This is a genomic window from Actinocorallia aurea, from assembly GCF_054783995.1.
Genome location: NZ_BAAGPQ010000027.1, coordinates 152,995 through 168,521 on the forward strand (window position 1 = coordinate 152,995; position 15,527 = coordinate 168,521).

The 15,527-nt window shown below is 72.9% G+C and carries 14 protein-coding genes; 7 read left to right on the forward strand and 7 right to left on the reverse strand.

Translation table 11 applies throughout. The annotated features are described in order from the left end of the window. The first annotated feature begins 131 nt into the window (after nt 1-131). Nucleotides 132-1,358: an acyl-CoA dehydrogenase family protein gene (locus tag ACYVOM_RS30190; RefSeq protein WP_460306938.1), complete on the forward strand. Its 1,227-nt coding sequence runs from the start codon at nt 132-134 to the stop codon at nt 1,356-1,358. Between the two features lie 173 nt (nt 1,359-1,531). On the opposite strand, the gene ACYVOM_RS30195 is transcribed toward ACYVOM_RS30190, so the two are convergent. Next, a complete protein-coding gene (locus ACYVOM_RS30195; RefSeq protein WP_460306939.1) occupies nt 1,532-2,008 on the reverse strand; it encodes a hypothetical protein in 477 nt (158 codons plus the stop codon). Nucleotides 2,009-2,404: 396 nt separating this feature from the next. Beyond that, entirely contained in the window at nt 2,405-2,773 is a 369-nt protein-coding gene (locus ACYVOM_RS30200; protein ID WP_460306940.1) for a group I truncated hemoglobin, read from the reverse strand. A gap of 226 nt (nt 2,774-2,999) precedes the next feature. On the opposite strand from ACYVOM_RS30200, the gene ACYVOM_RS30205 reads away from it, so the two are divergent. Next, nucleotides 3,000-3,815, forward strand: a complete 816-nt coding sequence (locus ACYVOM_RS30205) for an SDR family oxidoreductase (RefSeq protein ID WP_460306941.1) — start codon at nt 3,000-3,002, stop codon at nt 3,813-3,815. A 72-nt stretch (nt 3,816-3,887) separates the two neighbouring features. Here ACYVOM_RS30205 and ACYVOM_RS30210 read toward each other — a convergent pair whose 3' ends face one another. Beyond that, nucleotides 3,888-5,096: an oxygenase MpaB family protein gene (locus ACYVOM_RS30210; protein ID WP_460306942.1), complete on the reverse strand. Its 1,209-nt coding sequence runs from the start codon at nt 5,094-5,096 to the stop codon at nt 3,888-3,890. A gap of 209 nt (nt 5,097-5,305) precedes the next feature. Between ACYVOM_RS30210 and ACYVOM_RS30215 the strand changes: the two genes are divergently transcribed. Both ACYVOM_RS30215 and ACYVOM_RS30220 read left to right on the forward strand, forming a co-directional pair. Next, entirely contained in the window at nt 5,306-5,989 is a 684-nt protein-coding gene (locus ACYVOM_RS30215; protein WP_460306943.1) for a TetR/AcrR family transcriptional regulator, read from the forward strand. 183 nt (nt 5,990-6,172) lie between these two features. Further along, nucleotides 6,173-6,394: a hypothetical protein gene (locus ACYVOM_RS30220; RefSeq protein ID WP_460306944.1), complete on the forward strand. Its 222-nt coding sequence runs from the start codon at nt 6,173-6,175 to the stop codon at nt 6,392-6,394. Between the two features lie 56 nt (nt 6,395-6,450). Here ACYVOM_RS30220 and ACYVOM_RS30225 read toward each other — a convergent pair whose 3' ends face one another. Beyond that, entirely contained in the window at nt 6,451-7,479 is a 1,029-nt protein-coding gene (locus ACYVOM_RS30225) for an NAD-dependent epimerase/dehydratase family protein (RefSeq protein ID WP_460306945.1), read from the reverse strand. 182 nt (nt 7,480-7,661) lie between these two features. On the opposite strand from ACYVOM_RS30225, the gene ACYVOM_RS30230 reads away from it, so the two are divergent. Next, nucleotides 7,662-8,012 (forward strand): YciI family protein, encoded by a 351-nt coding sequence (locus tag ACYVOM_RS30230; protein WP_460306946.1) that lies wholly within the window; start codon nt 7,662-7,664, stop codon nt 8,010-8,012. A 2-nt stretch (nt 8,013-8,014) separates the two neighbouring features. Next, the gene (locus ACYVOM_RS30235; protein ID WP_460306947.1) at nt 8,015-9,289 is read left to right on the forward strand and encodes an RNA polymerase sigma factor; all 1,275 of its coding nucleotides are present in this window, start codon (nt 8,015-8,017) and stop codon (nt 9,287-9,289) included. Nucleotides 9,290-9,496: 207 nt separating this feature from the next. Here the strand turns inward: ACYVOM_RS30235 and ACYVOM_RS30240 are convergent, their stop codons facing one another. From ACYVOM_RS30240 to ACYVOM_RS30250, 3 genes are all read right to left on the reverse strand, one after another. Further along, nucleotides 9,497-10,294, reverse strand: a complete 798-nt coding sequence (locus ACYVOM_RS30240) for an alpha/beta hydrolase (protein WP_460306948.1) — start codon at nt 10,292-10,294, stop codon at nt 9,497-9,499. A 78-nt stretch (nt 10,295-10,372) separates the two neighbouring features. Further along, nucleotides 10,373-11,716 (reverse strand): MFS transporter, encoded by a 1,344-nt coding sequence (locus ACYVOM_RS30245; protein ID WP_460306949.1) that lies wholly within the window; start codon nt 11,714-11,716, stop codon nt 10,373-10,375. Nucleotides 11,717-11,719: 3 nt separating this feature from the next. Beyond that, on the reverse strand, nt 11,720-12,646 hold the full coding sequence (locus ACYVOM_RS30250; RefSeq protein WP_460306950.1) for an alpha/beta hydrolase: 927 nt from the start codon (nt 12,644-12,646) through the stop codon (nt 11,720-11,722). A gap of 124 nt (nt 12,647-12,770) precedes the next feature. Here ACYVOM_RS30250 and ACYVOM_RS30255 point away from each other — a divergent pair, with 124 nt between their 5' ends. Beyond that, nucleotides 12,771-15,497: an ATP-binding protein gene (locus ACYVOM_RS30255; protein WP_460306951.1), complete on the forward strand. Its 2,727-nt coding sequence runs from the start codon at nt 12,771-12,773 to the stop codon at nt 15,495-15,497. The last annotated feature ends 30 nt before the right edge of the window (nt 15,498-15,527 follow it).

Below are 15,527 nucleotides of genomic sequence, written 5' to 3' on the forward strand. Positions count from 1 at the left end.
TGCCGACGGGCCACTGTGAGTCCGGTCACGGCCTGGTTGCGGCCGCGCCCTTGGCCTACTCGTGGGTAACCCTCGGGTGCTACCGTGGGTAACACATTTCATTGGACGATCGATCCAAGGGGACCTACAGCATGTCCGAGCCAGCGAAGAGCTTCTCCCTTGAGCTCACCGAGGACGTCCGCGACGCGCAGGCCTGGTGCCACGAGTTCGCCCGTGACGTCATCCGGCCCGCCGCCGAGGAGTGGGACGAGCGGGAGGAGACTCCCTGGCCGATCATCCAGGAGGCCGCCAAGATCGGCCTGTACTCCCTGGACTTCTTCGCCACCCAGTCCTTCGAGGACTCCGGCCTCGGCATCCCCGTCACGTTCGAGGAGCTGTACTGGGGCGACGCGGGCATCGCCCTCGCCATCACCGGCACGGGCCTCGCCGCCGCCTCCCTCGCCGCCACCGGCACCCCCGAGCAGATCGCCGAGTGGGCCCCCCAGATGTTCGGCACCCCCGACGACGTCAAGCTCGGCGCCTTCTGCGCCTCCGAGCCCGGCGCGGGCTCCGACGTCGGCTCGATCCGCTGCCGGGCCGTCTACGACGAGGCCTCCGACGAGTGGGTGCTCAACGGCACCAAGACGTGGGCCACGAACGGCGGCATCGCCGAGGTCCACATCGTCGTCGCCTCGGTCTACCCCGAACTCGGCTCGCGCGGTCAGGCCTCCTTCATCATCCCGCCGAACACCCCGGGCTTCTCCCAGGGCCAGAAGTTCAAGAAGCACGGCATCCGCGCCTCGCACACCGCCGAGGTCATCCTCGACAACGTGCGCATCCCGAACCGCCTGCTGATCGGCGGCAAGGAGAAGTTCGACGCCCGCGTCGCCCGCACCCGCGAGGGCGCCAAGGCCGGCGGCCAGGCCGCCATGAAGACCTTCGAGACGACCCGCCCGACCGTCGGCGCGATGGCCCTCGGCGTCGCCCGCGCCGCCTACGACTACGCCCTCGACTACTCCCGCGAGCGCGAGCAGTTCGGCAGGAAGATCGGCGACTTCCAGGCGATCGCCTTCAAGCTCGCCGACATGAAGGTCCGCATCGACGCCAGCCGCCTCCTCATCTGGCGCGCCTCCTGGATGGCCCGCCAGGGCCACGCCTTCCACAACGCCGAAGGCTCCATGGCCAAGCTCCACGCCTCCGAAACGGCCGTCAGGGTCACCGAGGAGGCCATCCAGATCCTCGGCGGCAACGGCTACACCCGCGACTACCCCGTAGAGCGCATGCACCGCGACTCCAAGATCTTCACCATCTTCGAAGGCACCAGCGAGATCCAGCGCCTCGTCATCGGCCGCGCCGTCACCGGCCTCCCCGTTAGGTAGCCTGACCAGCAAGAACGCGCCCCCGGCTCCCACCCTGGCCGGGGGCGCGAGCCTTTTCGAGCAAGATCGAAAGGTCCCTGAACGGTCTTGTTCTTTCTCGACGGTTCCCGGGAAGCGCCGTGCGGCGATGGTGAAAGGTTCAGGGTGGTGCGTTGCTCGGCTCGGGTCGGGGGTCAGGGCGAGAAGGTGTAGGTGGCGTCGACTTTGATGCTGGGGCAGGCGCCTGCGGTGGTGAGGGGCTGGTTGCTGAAGACGGCGGTGCCCGTCGGGACGGAGCCGGTGGCGATACCGGTCAGGGTGCCGTAGTAGGGGCAGCCGAGGTAGAGCAGGGAGAAGTTCGCTTGGGTGGCGACGCCGCTGAGGAAGCCCCCGGTCCACGGAAGGTTGGCGGAGTTGAGGCTGACGATCCCGCCGCATCCGATGGAGCCGACCTCGCGGACGGTGTACACGGCGTCGCCGGACCCGAGGGGAACCATGAGGCCGGCCAGCCACGAGTTGCAGTGGGCGACCACGGTCGCGCTGGGACCGACCTTGACCACCAGGCTGCCTGAGGCCGAGAACGGGGCGCTCGCCTGGGCGGGGGACGCCGTCAGGGCGACCGCGGCGGTGGTGGCCGCGGCGAGCGCGGTCGGCTTCGTCTTCCAGGACATGGCTCTTCCTCCAACTGAACGGGCGTGTGAGAACTCCCGTGGGGTGGGCCGGCCGTCCGAGGCGGCTCCTTTCCGCCTCTGTCGGGTAAGCGGCGAAGGGTCCGGGATTCGGCGCTGGGTCGGGTCGGCCGTCGCGGTCTCCGGACTCTCCGGTTCCTCGGAAGTTGCAGCGAACGTAAGCGCGCCCAGTTCGCGCGTCAACGGCCGAGCGTGAGCTTGGTCGGCCGGATCGTGACGTGGCTCAGGTCCGTAAGACGCGGTGGCGCCCGCCGAGCGGCCACCGGTCGCTCGGCTCGAGGGGCACCAGCGACCGGCGGTGAGCCACCGCTGCGGTTCGGCCGCCGGCCCGGCGGTGCGAAACGCTGCCTTACCGCGTCAAGGCGCAGGGTCGGTGGCTCAGCGGAGGTCGGCGGGCGGCTGGACGATGGCGGAGCGCAGGGGGGAGAGGGCGGCGCCGATCTCGCCGATGGTGCCCGCGGGCACGTCGAGCTTTTCGAGGGTGGCCGCGAGGTGGGCGACGACCCGGTCGAAGTGGGCGTTGGTGATGGCCAGGCCGGAGTGGGCGGCGGCCATGTCGCGGCCGCGGTAGATCTCGGGGCCGCCGACGGCCGCGGCGATGAAGGCGCGCTGGTGCGCCTTCAGCCGGGCGAGGTCCGCGCCGGTGAAGTAGGGGGCGAGTTCGGGATCGGCCGTCACCCGCAGGTAGAAGTCGTCCACCGCGGTGCCGACCGCCGCGGCCCCGCCGATCGCGTCGTAGATGCTCATCCCGTGTCGCCGCCTTCCCATCGAACTTCGGCCGAGGCCGCCCCATGATACGGGGAAACAGATCAAGCATCTGCGTACCATCGAGTGCGCTCATGAGAACACACTCCGCATCCGACCCACAAGACCCAGATGCCGCCGACGTCCGGCCGGCCGGGTCGGGGGAGCCAGACGACGATGCCGGTGCCGGCGGTGAGGACGGGGCGAGGGGGTCGATGAGGGGCTAGCCTTGGCCGACTCTCGGGGAAAGGGCGGGCCGCAGGTGGAACTCGGGTTGGCGGGCAGGACCGCGGTGGTGACCGGGGCCGGTAGGGGGATCGGGCTGGAGACGGTCCGGGCGCTGGTCGCCGAGGGGGCGCGGGTCGTCGGGGGGACCCGGACGGTCACCGCGGAGCTGGTCGCGACGGGCGCGGAGGTCGTGGCGGTGGACCTCGGCACCGCCGTGGGCGTGGCCGCGCTCATCGACAGGGCGGTCGAGGTGGCGGGCGGGGTGGATCTGCTCGTCAACAACGTGGGGGCGGGCGACGACGTCGTGCCGGGCGGGTTCCTCGACGTCGGAGACGAGGCGTGGGCGCGGGTCTTCGAACTCAACCTGATGAGCGCGGTGCGGGCGACGCGGGCGGCCCTGCCGAGTCTGCTGGAGCGCGGGGGCAGGGTCGTGAACGTGTCGTCGATCAACGCGAGGATGCCGTCCGGGGGGCCCGCGGCCTACAGCGCGGCGAAGGCGGCGCTGACGGCGTTCGGCAAGGCGCTCGCCGAGGAGTTCGGGCCGCGCGGAGTGCGGGTGAACACCGTCTCGCCGGGCGTCGTGCGGACGGGGATCTGGGAGGATCCGGAGGGGTTCGGGGGGAAGATGGCGGCGGCGCTCGGCGCCGATCCCGGCACGTTCCTGGCCCGGCTGCCGCGTGCCGCGGGGATCACGACCGGGCGGCTCACCGAGCCGCACGAGGTCGCGGCCCTCATCGTCTACCTGCTGTCCGATCTCGCCGCGCCCATCATGGGCGCCGACTACGTGATCGACGGCGGCACGCTCAAGAGCTCCTGAGCCGGCGGAGCGCCCGCCCGCTCGGCCGGGTGCCCGGACGGCGGGACGGGGCGCGGCTGACCGGGCGGCCGGTCAGGCAGGGCGGTTGGTGACGGGGATCTCGATGCTGATGGGCGCGCCCTCAGACAGGAAGAGCAGGGTGAACTTGCGGAGGATCTCGTCGAAGGTCCAGTAGGCGGCGGGGGCCAGGGGGAAGGGCAGGAGGCCTTCGCGGACGGCGATGAAGGGCTTCCAGCTCGACTTCAGAAGGGCGTCGAAGACGGGGGTCTTCTGCAGCTTCAGCCAGTCGGCGATCTGCTCGCCGAGCATGAACCGGGTCATGGAGCACAGGACGGGCTCGCTGAGGACGGAGCCGTCGATCTCCTTGCCGAGGTTGACGAGGATGTCCGCCAGGGCGATGCCCTCGGTGGTGGGCGCGAGGATCGGGTCGAGGACCTGCTTGGCCTGGAGGTTGGCCTGGTCCCAAGATGCGGGGATGTACTCGTCCTTGATGCCGAGCAGGTGCCCGACGAGCTGCCACGAGTGCAGGAACGCCTCGGACTCGGCCGCGGGGATCGGCACCTTCCACGCGACGAGGTTCTTCATGACGGTCGTCGGGAGGCTGTGCCAGGTGACCATCAGGTCGGCCTGGCTGATGGGGATGTCCTCGTCCGCGGAGGCCGTCCAGTAGGGCGACTGCGGCAGGAGGTGGCGGACGGCGGCGTGCACGAGGCGGGTCTTCACACAGGTGACGATCATGGTGCCGTCGGCCTCGAACGACTTCGCCGTCATGATGTCGTAGCCGAGCTTGGCCGTCTTGGAGATGCGGTCCTTCATGTCGGCGCCGCCCTGCGAGTGGTAGACCGCCCGCGCCTCCTTGGGGATGACGGTGCTGACCATGCCGCTGGCCAGGCCGTAGAGGAGGCCCAGGTACAGGCCGCGCTTCTCGTTGAACTTGACGACGGTCTTCAGCTTGGCCTGGTCGGCCCACGCGGGCAGGGCCCGGGCGGACTCCATGAACGCCTTGAGGTCGGCGGGCAGGCCGGCGGGGAGCGCCTGCCCGTTCTTGGTCCACGTGCGCAGCAGTTCGTTGACTCTGGGCACGTCGCCGCGGTCGATGAGCGAGGCGACCAGCGCGTCCGCCTCGGGGTCCCACACCCATTTCGGGTCGAGTCCCGCGCCGCTGCCGACGACGGAGCCCGCCGCCGACCACGACCACGCGGGGGTGGACGCGCTGATCGCGCCGACCGCGCCGAGGGCGCCGCCCGCCCTCAGCACGTTGCGTCTGCTGGGTATCTCCATGCCTTCGCTCCTCCTGAAGCCGCAAGCAAACCCACTGATACGATGAAACTTCGTATGAATCCACGTATCATCGCTCCGTCATGACAACACAGGTGTGACGGGCGCCACAAGGCCCATTCGGCGCGCTCCCGGAACGTCGGCTCAAGGCCCTATCGTGAAAGTCGGCGACGGGCGGGCGGGCGGCCGGTCCCGGGAGGAAGCGAGACACCATGGAGCCAGAGCTCTCCCCGATCGCGGCGCCTTCGGCGGCTGATCCGGAGTCGTTGATCGAGCGCGCCTACACCGAGGCGGTCGAACGCGTCGAAGACGACCTCGACGCCTCCCGCGCCCGTGTCCTCGACGCGGCCTACGAGCTGTTCTGCCGGATGGGCGTCCAGCGCACGACCATGGAGGACGTCGCGCGCCGCGCCGGCGTCTCCCGGATCACCGTGTACCGGCGCTTCGCGACCAAGGACGCGCTCGTCGAGCAGGTGGTGCGGCGCGAGTTCCGCCGCTACTTCGCCCAGTTCCTCGCCGACATCGCGCGGGCCGAGACCGCCGCCGACCGCGTCGTCCTCGGCTTCGTCAGCTCCCTGCGCGCCATCCGCGGCAACCCGCTCATCGGCGGCCTCATCGCGACCGAGCCGGACTTCATGGTCCCGTCCATGATCAACGACGGGGCCCTCATCGCGACGGTCCGCCAGTTCGTCGCGGGGCAGATCCGCAGCGAGCAGAGCGCGGGCCACGTCGCGGCCGACCTCGACACCGATCTCGTCGCCGAGATGATGGTCCGGATCTCCGCGTCCTTCCTCGCCATCCCGAGCCGGGTCGTCGATCTCGACGACGAGGCCCAGCTCGCCGCCCTCGCCCGCCGCTTCCTCGTCCCGATGCTCGACCCGCCCACCCCCTCCTGACCGCCGTCCCCCGAGGACTCCCGGCCTTCCCCGGCAGGTCCGCACCCGGTCCGCGACGGCGCGGCGGACCTCCGGCCCTCCGCGAGCGGTGAACCGGTGGCGCCGCGCGCCGCGTGGGGCAAGATCCGCTGGCTCGCGTTGGGGAAACGGGTGGAACGGGGGAGACCGGGTAGGTATGCCGGTGTGAGCGATGCGGATTTCGGGAAAGAGCGCGATCTCCTCGCGCGCTGGTACCAGGCCACGGGGGACGTCGTGCGGGTCGTGCGGGCCCGGATGCGGCAGTTGGAGGAGGCGGACTCGACGCATGCCGGGATGCTGGCGCATCCCGACCTCGCGTCGCTCGACCTCTTCCTCGACAACTTCTACGGCGACGGCGACGGCCTGCCCGGGGCGTCCCCGGGCTGACGGGCCGCGTCGGCGCCGGAGCAGCGCGCCCTGTCAGCGGTGGTTCCGGGGCATCGTCAGCGGTGGAGCCACGCCGCGTAGTGGTCGAGCACGGTCTGCTCGGCCGGGCGGTAGACGAGGCCGAGGTCGCGGGTGCTGCGGGTGTTGTCGACGGTGAAGCGGATGCCCAGGTGGTTGCGGATGTAGTCCTGGGTGAGCCCGAACCGGGGGCCGAGGACGCGGACGGCCCAGTCGGGAACGGTGTGCCGGGGGATGAGGTATTTACGGGGGTAGCGGGAACGGATGATCGCGGCCATCTGTGCGAACGAGTACATATCCGGATGGGCCAGGATGTAGCGCCCCTCGGCGGCGGGGTTCTCGGCGGCCAGGATGTGCGCTTCGGCGACGTCGCGGACATCGACGATGGTGAAGCTGAACCCGGGCGCCCCGTAGAAGAACAGGCCGCGCATCAGCTCGTCCATGAGGAAGAGGCTGCCGGACTCCGACGCCGGCGTGAACGACGGCCCGAGCACGAGTCCGGGGTTGACCACGACGAGCGACCACCTGTCCTGCGCGCCCGCGATCTCCCAGGCCTTCTGCTCCGCCACGGTCTTGGCGTAGTGGTACGGATTGTTCTCGACCGTGCTCGTCGTGTTGAAGTACTCCTCGGTGAGCGTTCCGTCCTTCATGTCGCGGACGTCGATGTAGTCGCCGAAGATCGCCCCGACCGTCGAGGTCAGCACCACCCGCTCGACCGAAGGCGTCGCGTCCACGCTCGCGAGCACGTTCTTCGTCCCCTCGAAGGCGGGCGCGAGCATCTCGTCCTCCCCGTCGCGGATCTTCTCCGGCATCCGGAACGGCGACGCCACGTGGAACACGGTCCGGCACCCGTCCATCGCCTCCGCGAACGACCCTGGCTCCATCAGATCGGCCTCGAACAGCTCAAGGCGCTCACCGCCCGGCAAACCCCTCAGCGGCCGCACTTTCCGCTCGTCCCCGGCATCGCGCACCGTCGCCCGTACCCGGTATCCCCGCCCCAGCAGGGCCTTCACCAGATGGCTCCCGACGAACCCGCTGCCGCCCGTCACCAGCACCGTGCCGCCCACATGCCCTCCCTGCTCGGTTTCCGGATGATTCTTGCCGTTCGTCCCCGTGTCGGGGAGGCCTGTTCCGCCCGTGGGGCAGGATTTCGAAAGAATCCGGGTGGGGCTGTCGATACGGGCGGGGACCGTTCGTCGTCAGGGTGTGCGGCGGCCGCCGCACGCACCGGAGCTCAGAGGAGATCGCCATGAAGTACCTGCTGCTGATCCACGCGGGGGCCGTCGCGGAGGACGGGGGCGCGGAAGGCTGCACGCCCGCGGACTGGATGGCCTACGACAAGGAGGTCCGCGACGCCGGAATCCTCGTCGCGGGCGAGTCGCTCGCGGACCTGGTGACCGCGACCGCCGTGCGGGTCGCCGCGGACGGGGCCCGGGTCGTCACCGACGGGCCGTACCCCGAGACCCACGAGGCGCTCGGCGGCTTCTATGTGCTCGACGTGCCCGACCTGGACGCCGCGCTGGACTGGGCGGCCCGCTGCCCTGGCGCGCGCGGCGGCGGCACGGTCGTGGTGCGGCCCGTCGCGGATTTCGGGGCCTGACCGTGCCGGACGAGGGCGGGCACGTCGAGCGGGTGTTCCGGGAGGAGCGCGGGCGGCTGCTCGCCGCCCTCGTCCGCAGGTTCGGCGACCTCGACCTGGCCGAGGACGTCGCCTCCGAGGCGATCGAGGCGGCGCTGGCGCGCTGGCCGGTCGACGGGGTCCCGTCCCGGCCGGGCGCGTGGCTGCTCACCACGGCCCGGCGGCGGGCGGTCGACCGGCTGCGGCGCGACCGGGCGTACGCCGCTCGGCTGGCGGTGCTCCAGGCGGAGGCCGAGCGGACGCCGCCGCCCGCCCCGTCCGACGGCGAAGGGGGGCTGCCGGACGAGCGCCTCGTGCTGTTCTTCACCTGCGCCCACCCCGCGCTCGCCCCCGAGGACCGCGCCGCGCTCACTTTGCGCTGCCTGGCGGGGCTGAGCACGCCCGAGGTGGCGCGGGCGTTCCTGGTGCCGCAGGCGACGATGGCGCAGCGGATCGTCCGCGCGAAGCAGCGGATCAGGGGCGCGCGGATCCCGTTCCGCGCGCCGTCCGCGGCGGAGCAGCCCGAACGGCTGCCGGGCGTGCTCCAGGTGCTGTACTCGCTGTTCACCGAGGGGCACGCGGCGAGCGCCGGCCCGGACCTCCTGCGCCGGGAGCTCGCCGAGGAGGCGATCGGCCTCGCGCGCCTCCTGCACCGGCTGCTGCCCGCCGAACGCGAGACCGCGGGCCTGCTGGCGCTGATGCTGCTCGGCCACGCCCGCCGGGACGCCCGCACGGACTCCGCGGGCCTGCCCGTGCTGCTGGCCGACCAGGACCGCGGCCGGTGGGACCGGCCGATGATCGAGGAGGGCCGGGCGCTGGCCGAGCGGGCGCTCACCGGCGGCCCGCCCGGCCCGTACGGGGTGCAGGCCGCGATCGGCGCGCTGCACGACGAGGCCGCGACGGCAGCCGACACCGACTGGCCGCAGATCGTCGCGCTCTACGACGTGCTCCTCGCGCTGGCCCCGTCGCCGGTCGCGGCCCTGGCCCGAGCCGTCGCGGTGTCCATGGCCGACGGCCCCGAAGCCGGCCTGGCCCTGCTGGACGGCCTCGCCGCCGACCCGCGCCTGCGCCGCCACCGCCCTTTCCACGTGGCCCGCGCCGACCTCCTGAACCGCCTCGGCCGCGCCCCCGAGGCCGCCGACGCCTACCGCGCCGCCCTCTGCCTGCCCGCCTCCGCCCCCGCCCAGGCGTTCGTCCTGCGGCGCCTCCACGCCCTCGACCCCCACGCCCTCGACCCCCACGCCGACGAAGCCGGATGATCCCGGGAACCGAGCGCCGCCACCGCCACCGGGTGCTCGCCACCGCGGCGTCCTGACGGGTGCCCCGGGCCCCGGCGCGGCCCGATGCGGACACGGTGCATCCGGGAAGGGCGCGCGGTGCGAAGAGGAGGAGCGGGCGCAGGCGGCGCGGTCGGCGCCCGCCCCTCCGTGCCCGCCCCTCCGTGCCCGCCCCTTCTCGGGTCCGCCTCAGCGGGCGTGGGCGAGGGCCCAGGACAGGGCGTAGTCCGCGATGTCCTGCCAGCCGGGCGCCGACGGCATGAGGTGGGGGTAGCCCTCGTAGACCTTCACCTCGGTGACGGTGTCCGACTTGTAGTGCTTGGCGTTGGACGCCTGCACCTTCGGCGGCATGATGTGGTCCTCGGAGCCCGAGAGGAACAGCAGCGGCGCGCGCTTGTCGTTGTGGTAGTCGACCCAGGTCGCCTGGTGGCCGGGCTGGAAGTTGCCGAGGACGCTGTCGAACAGGACGCGGCCGGAGACCGGGACGGAGTAGCGCTCGAAGAGGCGGCGCGACTCGTCCTCGGGGAAGGTGTTGGTGAACGCGTAGTTCCACTGCGCGAAGTCGATCGGCACGGCCTTGTGGTGGTTCGCCGGGTTCTTCAGCACCGGGAAAGTCGACTTGAGCTGGCTGAGCGGCACCACCTTGACGCCCTCGGTCGGCGCCGAGTTCAGGGTGACGCCGACGGCGCCGTACCCGCGGTCGAGGAGGAGCTGGGTGAACACGCCGCCGGCGGAGTGGCCCATGATGATCGGCGGGGAGTCGAGGCCCTCGATGATGCCGGCGATCCTGTCGACGACGCCCGGGACGGTCAGCTCCTCGATCGGCGTCATGTCGGCGCGCAGCGCCTCCACCTCGACGTCGAAGCCGGGGTAGGCGGGCGCGATCACCTTGAAGCCCTTGGCCTCGTAGTGCGCGATCCAGTCCTCCCAGGATCGCGGGGTCACCCAGAAGCCGTGGATGAGGACGATGGTGTCGGGCTTGCTCATGACGGTGTTCCCTTCGGTCTGCGCGGTGCTCTGCGGTATGCCATGAAGGTAGGACGGGACCCCTGGGCAGGTAATCGGTCAGATGACTGCAACCGTGCGGGGCGCGTCGGTGCTTACGGTTGCGGTGTCTCCAGGGCCGGTGTCTCCGGCGCCGGCGCCTGCGGCGTCGGTCAGGTCGGTGCCCCTGGTCTCCGGCATCAGCGCGACGGCGGCGATGACGATGAGCATGCATCCGGCGAGGAGCAGCGAGAGCGGCCAGGAGGCGCCGCCCGCCCAGGCGACGAGGGCGGCCGCGGCGAACGGGGCGGGCCCGCTGCCGAGGGCCGCCGACCACTCGCGGGCGACGGCGATCCCGCTGTAGCGGTACCGGGTCGGGAAGAGTTCGGTGAACAGCGCGCCCTGGACGGCCCACATGCCGCCGATGCCCACCCCGTAGGCGAGCGCGACGACGACGGCGACGACCACGGGATCGCCGGTGTCGAGCAGCGGGAACATCGGGAACGCGAACAGGGCGAGGAAGGCGGCGCAGCCGAGGAAGACGGGCCGCCGCCCCACCCGGTCGGACAGCGTCCCGAACAGCGGGGTGAGCACGATGGACAGGGCGCCGGCGGCGAGGTTGGCGCTCAGCGCCGCGGTCGCCGACAGCCCGGCCGAGCGGGTGACGTAGGAGAGCACGAACACGTTGATGACGTACGAGGCGGCGCCGAACGGGGCGGCGAAGGCCGCGGCGCCGAGCAGGGCGCGCGGCTCGCGCCGGAAGACCTCGGCCGACGGCATCCGGCTGACGCCCCTGGCGCGTTCGCTCTCGAACAGCGCCGACTCCGGGACCCGCGCCCGCAGGTACAGCCCGACCCCGACCCCGACGATCCCGAGGAGGAACGGGACCCGCCACGCCCACGATGCGGACGCGGGCAGCGCGGACACCGCGGTGAAGACGAGGGTGCCGAGCAGGATGCCGAGGGTGACCCCGGCCGCGGGCAGCGACGTCCACAGGCCGCGCCGCCGCTGCTCCGACGACTCCGCGACGAGCACCAGCGCGCCGACGTACTCGGCTCCGGCCCCGAACCCCTGGATCATCCGCAGGACGACGAGGAGCACCGGCGCGAGGATGCCGACCTGGTCGTAGGTGGGCAGCAGGCCCATGGCCGCGGTCGACAGGCCCATGAGCAGGACCGTGGCGAGGAGGACGGGGCGGCGGCCCGCGCGGTCGCCGAAGTGGCCGAAGAACATGCCGCCGAGGGGCCGCATGAGGAAGCCGACGGCGAACGCGGCGAACGCGCCGAGGGAGCCGGCGAGAGGGCTGTCGGAGGGGAAGAACTCGTCGTCGAACACGAGGGCCGCGGCGAGCCCGAACAGTGCGAAGTCGTAGTACTCGACGACGCTGCCGATGACCGCCGCCTTGGCGACGCGTCCGCTGAGCATGCGCTATCTCCCTTCGGTGGGGCCGAGCGCCCGTGCGAGGTAGCGTCCGGCCTGGTCGATGGCCTGCCGCGCGGCCTGGGTGCCGCGCATGCAGTGGAGCGTGGCGAAGTCGTGGATGACGCCCTGGTAGCGGACCGCCGCGACGGGCACCCGCGCGGCGCGGAGGCGGGCGGCGTAGGCCTCGCCCTCGTCGCGCAGCACGTCGGCCTCCGCGGTGATCACCAGGGCGGGCGGGAGGCGCGCGAGGTCCGCCGCGGGGGCGCGCAGCGGGCAGGCGGTGGCGGCGTCCCGCTGGGTGGCGTCGGGAAGGTACTGGTCCCAGAGCCGGCGCATGCCTTCGCGGCGCAGGTGGTAGCCCTCGGCGAAACGCGTGTACGACGGGGTGTCGAAGGACGCGTCGGTGGCCGGGTAGAGCAGGACCTGGGCGGCGAGGCGGGCGGGCGCGACGAGGGCGAGGGCGGCGGCGAGGGTGCCGCCGGTGGAGTCGCCCGCGACGGCGGTGCGGGAGGCGTCGAGGCCGAACGCGCCGCCGTGCGCGTCGAGCCAGGCGAGGGTCTCGCGGGCCTCGCCGAGCGCGACGGGGTAACGGGCTTCGGGCGCGCGGCTGTAGTGGACGAAGACGACGGCGGCCCCGGACGCCTCGGCGAGGTCGCGGGCGAGGACGCCGTGGGTGTCCTCGTCTCCGGTCACCCAGCCGCCGTGCAGGTAGACGACGACGGGCAGCGGCCACGCCGCGTCGTCGGGACGGAACACGGTGAGGCGTGCGCCCGGCAGGTGCTCGCGGCTGACGCCGGGGACGGGGGGCGGCGGCGCCTGGGCGTCGACGAGGGCCTTGCGGGCCTCTTCGGGGGGCAGGTCGTGCAGGTAGGGCGGGTTCGCGGTGGCGTCGGCGAACGCCCGGGCCGCGGGTTCGAGGACGGGTTCCGTCATGGGCTGCTCCGGAGCGGTCGGCGTCGCGGCCCACGCTAGGAGGATCGGGGCGCACAGGGCATGCGTCTCCTGACGTACTTCTGTAAGAATTCGGGACAAATGATCGTTTTAGGGGAGGTGTCGGTTGCCCGTTCTGCTCGGTCGCGACCGCGAGCTCGCTGAAATCAGCGCGCTCGTCGCGGGAATCGCCGGGCAGGGCGGCGCGCTCGTCGTGCGCGGCCCGTCGGGGATCGGCAAGTCGGCGCTGCTGGCCGCCGTCGGCGCCCTCGCCGCCGAACGCGGCGTCACGGTGGCGGAGGCGTCGGGCGTCCAGAGCGAGACGCACCTGCCGTTCGCCGGGCTGCACCAGCTCCTCCAGCCGTACCTGGACGCCCTGGACGGCCTCCCGGTCCGTCAGCGCCAGGCGCTCCTCGGCGCGTTCGGCCTCGGCGACGCTGTCGCGCCCGAGCCGTTCCTCATCGCGCTCGCCGTGCTGAACCTGCTCGGCGACGCCGCCGACGGCGAACCCCAGCTCATCGTCGTGGACGACGTGCAATGGCTGGACGCGCCCACCATCGAGACCCTCGGGTTCGTCGCCCGCCGCCTCAGGTCCGAGCCGATCGTGCTGCTCCTGGCCGTCCGCGACGGCCATCCGACGGGCCTCGACGGCAGCGCCCTCCCGGAACTGCACCTGTCCGGCCTCGACCCCGCCGCGGCGGAGGCGCTGCTCGACTCACGCGCCCCCGACCTCAGCGTGGGCCTGCGCTGGCGCGTCCTCGCCGAGGCCGCGGGCAATCCGCTGGCCCTCGTCGAGCTGCCCGTGGCACTGTCCTCCGGCGGCGTGTCGGGCGAGTTCCTGCCGCTGACCGCGCGGCTGGAACGCGCCTTCGCCGCCAGGCTCGCCGAGATGCCCGCGCCCGCCCGCGCGCTCCTGCTCGCCGCCGCCGCCAACGACGGGCGCGGCCTCGCCGAGGCGTCCGCCGCGGCGGCCCTCGTCTCGGGCGCGGAGCCGCCCGCCGACGCGCTGCGCCCGGCGATCGAGGCGGGGCTGGTCGTCCTGGACGGGCAGGTGCTCCGCTTCCGGCACCCGCTCGTCCGCTCGGCCGTCTACCACAGGGCCGCCCACGCCGAGCGCAGGGCCATGCACGCCGCCCTCGCCGAAGTGCACGAGGCCAGCGCCGACCGGCGGGCCTGGCATCGGGCCGCGGCCCTGGACCGGCCGGACGAGGGCGTCGCGCGCGGCCTGGAGGAGGTCGCCGAGCGGGCGTGGCGGCGCGGCGCCATCGCGGTGGCCGTGGCGGCGCTGCGCCGCGCGGCCGAGACGGGCGGCGACCCGGCGCTGCGCGTGGAGCGGCTGCTGCGGGCCGCCGAGCTCGCCTTCGAACTGGGCCGGGTCGACCAGGTCGCGGAGCTGCTCGTGCTGGTCGAGCCCGCGGTGCACGGCACGCCGCAGCGTGCCCGCCTCGCGTGGCTCCAGGAGGTGATGGAGGAGGGCAGGACGGTCGGGCCCGTCCGCATCCGGCAGCTCCTCGCGATCATCGAGGCGGTCGCGGACACCGACCGCGCCCTCGCGCTCAACCTCGTGCGGGCCGCCGCGATCCGCAGCTGGTGGGCCGACCCGGGCTGGGAGCTGCGGCGCCGCATCGTCGAGCTCGCCGAACGACTCTCGGCCGGGGACCACGATCCCGTGCTGGTCCTGGCGATGGCGACGGCCGCGCCCATCGAGTGCGGCCGGGCCGCACTCGACCGGCTCGCCCGGCTCCAGAACGTGCGGATGGACGGGGCGATCGCCCGTCTCATCGCGGTCGCCGCCACGACCGTCGGCGCCTACGACCTCGCCGCGGGCTTCATCGACTCCGCCATCGCCGACCTGCGCGCGGAGGGCAGGCTCGGCGTGCTCACCCAGGCGCTCATCACCCAGGCATGCGTGCACCTGTTCTGCGGCGACCGGCAGAGCACGCTCCTTTCCGCGGAGGAGGGCGGCAGGCTCGCCGCCGAGACGGGCCAAGCGCGCTGGCACGCGACCGCTTTGGCCATCCAAGGGATGATGGCGGGGCTGCGCGGCGAGGAGGAGAGGGGCGTCGCCCTGGCCGCGGAGGGCGAGCTGATCCTCGGCACCGTCGCCGTCGGCTCGGTCCTGGCGATGCTCCAGCACGCGCGGGGGATCATCGCGCTGTGCGCGGGCCAGCACGAGGAGGCGCTCGCCCGGTTCTGGCGGCTCTTCGACCCGTCCGACGTCGCCTACCACCCCATCTGGCGGCACTGGGTCCTCAGCGAGTTCGTCGAGGCCGCGGTCCTCTCGGGCGAGCACGAGACCGCCCGGCGCGTCATGGCCGAGGCGGAGGAGGCGGGCCGCAGCACCCCCGCGCCGCTCCTGCACGTCGGCCTGCGGCACGCGCGGGCGCTGCTCGCCCCGGACGACGAGGCCGAAGCGCTTTACCAGGAGGCGCTGGACGCCGACCTCTCCCACTGGCCCACCGCGCGCGCACGCCTCCTGCTCTCCTACGGCACCTGGCTGCGCCGCAGGCGCCGCATCCTCGAAGCCCGCGTCCCGCTGCGCGCCGCCCGCGACGCCTTCGACGCGCTCGGCCATCTCGCGCTCGGTGAGAAGGCCAGACACGAACTGCGGGCCTCAGGGGAGTCCAGCGACCTCCGGGCGCCCGAGACCGCCGACGCCCTGACGCCCCAGGAGCTGCACATCGCCCGGCTCGCCGCCGCGGGCCTCACCAACCGGGAGATAGGCCAGCAGCTCTACCTGTCGCACCGGACCGTCAGCACCCACCTGTACCGGCTGTTCCCCAAACTCGGCATCACCTCGCGGGCCCAGCTGCGCGACGCGCTCGGCGACGAACGACGTACGTCACCCTACTGATACCGCGGCGGCCGCCTTGCGCCGTACTTT

Bases quoted from the DNA above. Each gene is read 5' to 3' on its own strand.
- ACYVOM_RS30190 (WP_460306938.1), top strand. From the start codon at position 132: ATGTCCGAGCCAGCGAAGAGCTTCTCCCTTGAGCTCACCGAGGACGTC.
- ACYVOM_RS30195 (WP_460306939.1), bottom strand. From the start codon at position 2,008: ATGTCCTGGAAGACGAAGCCGACCGCGCTCGCCGCGGCCACCACCGCC.
- ACYVOM_RS30200 (WP_460306940.1), bottom strand. From the start codon at position 2,773: ATGAGCATCTACGACGCGATCGGCGGGGCCGCGGCGGTCGGCACCGCG.
- ACYVOM_RS30210 (WP_460306942.1), bottom strand. From the start codon at position 5,096: ATGGAGATACCCAGCAGACGCAACGTGCTGAGGGCGGGCGGCGCCCTC.
- ACYVOM_RS30215 (WP_460306943.1), top strand. From the start codon at position 5,306: ATGGAGCCAGAGCTCTCCCCGATCGCGGCGCCTTCGGCGGCTGATCCG.
- ACYVOM_RS30230 (WP_460306946.1), top strand. From the start codon at position 7,662: ATGAAGTACCTGCTGCTGATCCACGCGGGGGCCGTCGCGGAGGACGGG.
- ACYVOM_RS30240 (WP_460306948.1), bottom strand. From the start codon at position 10,294: ATGAGCAAGCCCGACACCATCGTCCTCATCCACGGCTTCTGGGTGACC.
- ACYVOM_RS30245 (WP_460306949.1), bottom strand. From the start codon at position 11,716: ATGCTCAGCGGACGCGTCGCCAAGGCGGCGGTCATCGGCAGCGTCGTC.
- ACYVOM_RS30250 (WP_460306950.1), bottom strand. From the start codon at position 12,646: ATGACGGAACCCGTCCTCGAACCCGCGGCCCGGGCGTTCGCCGACGCC.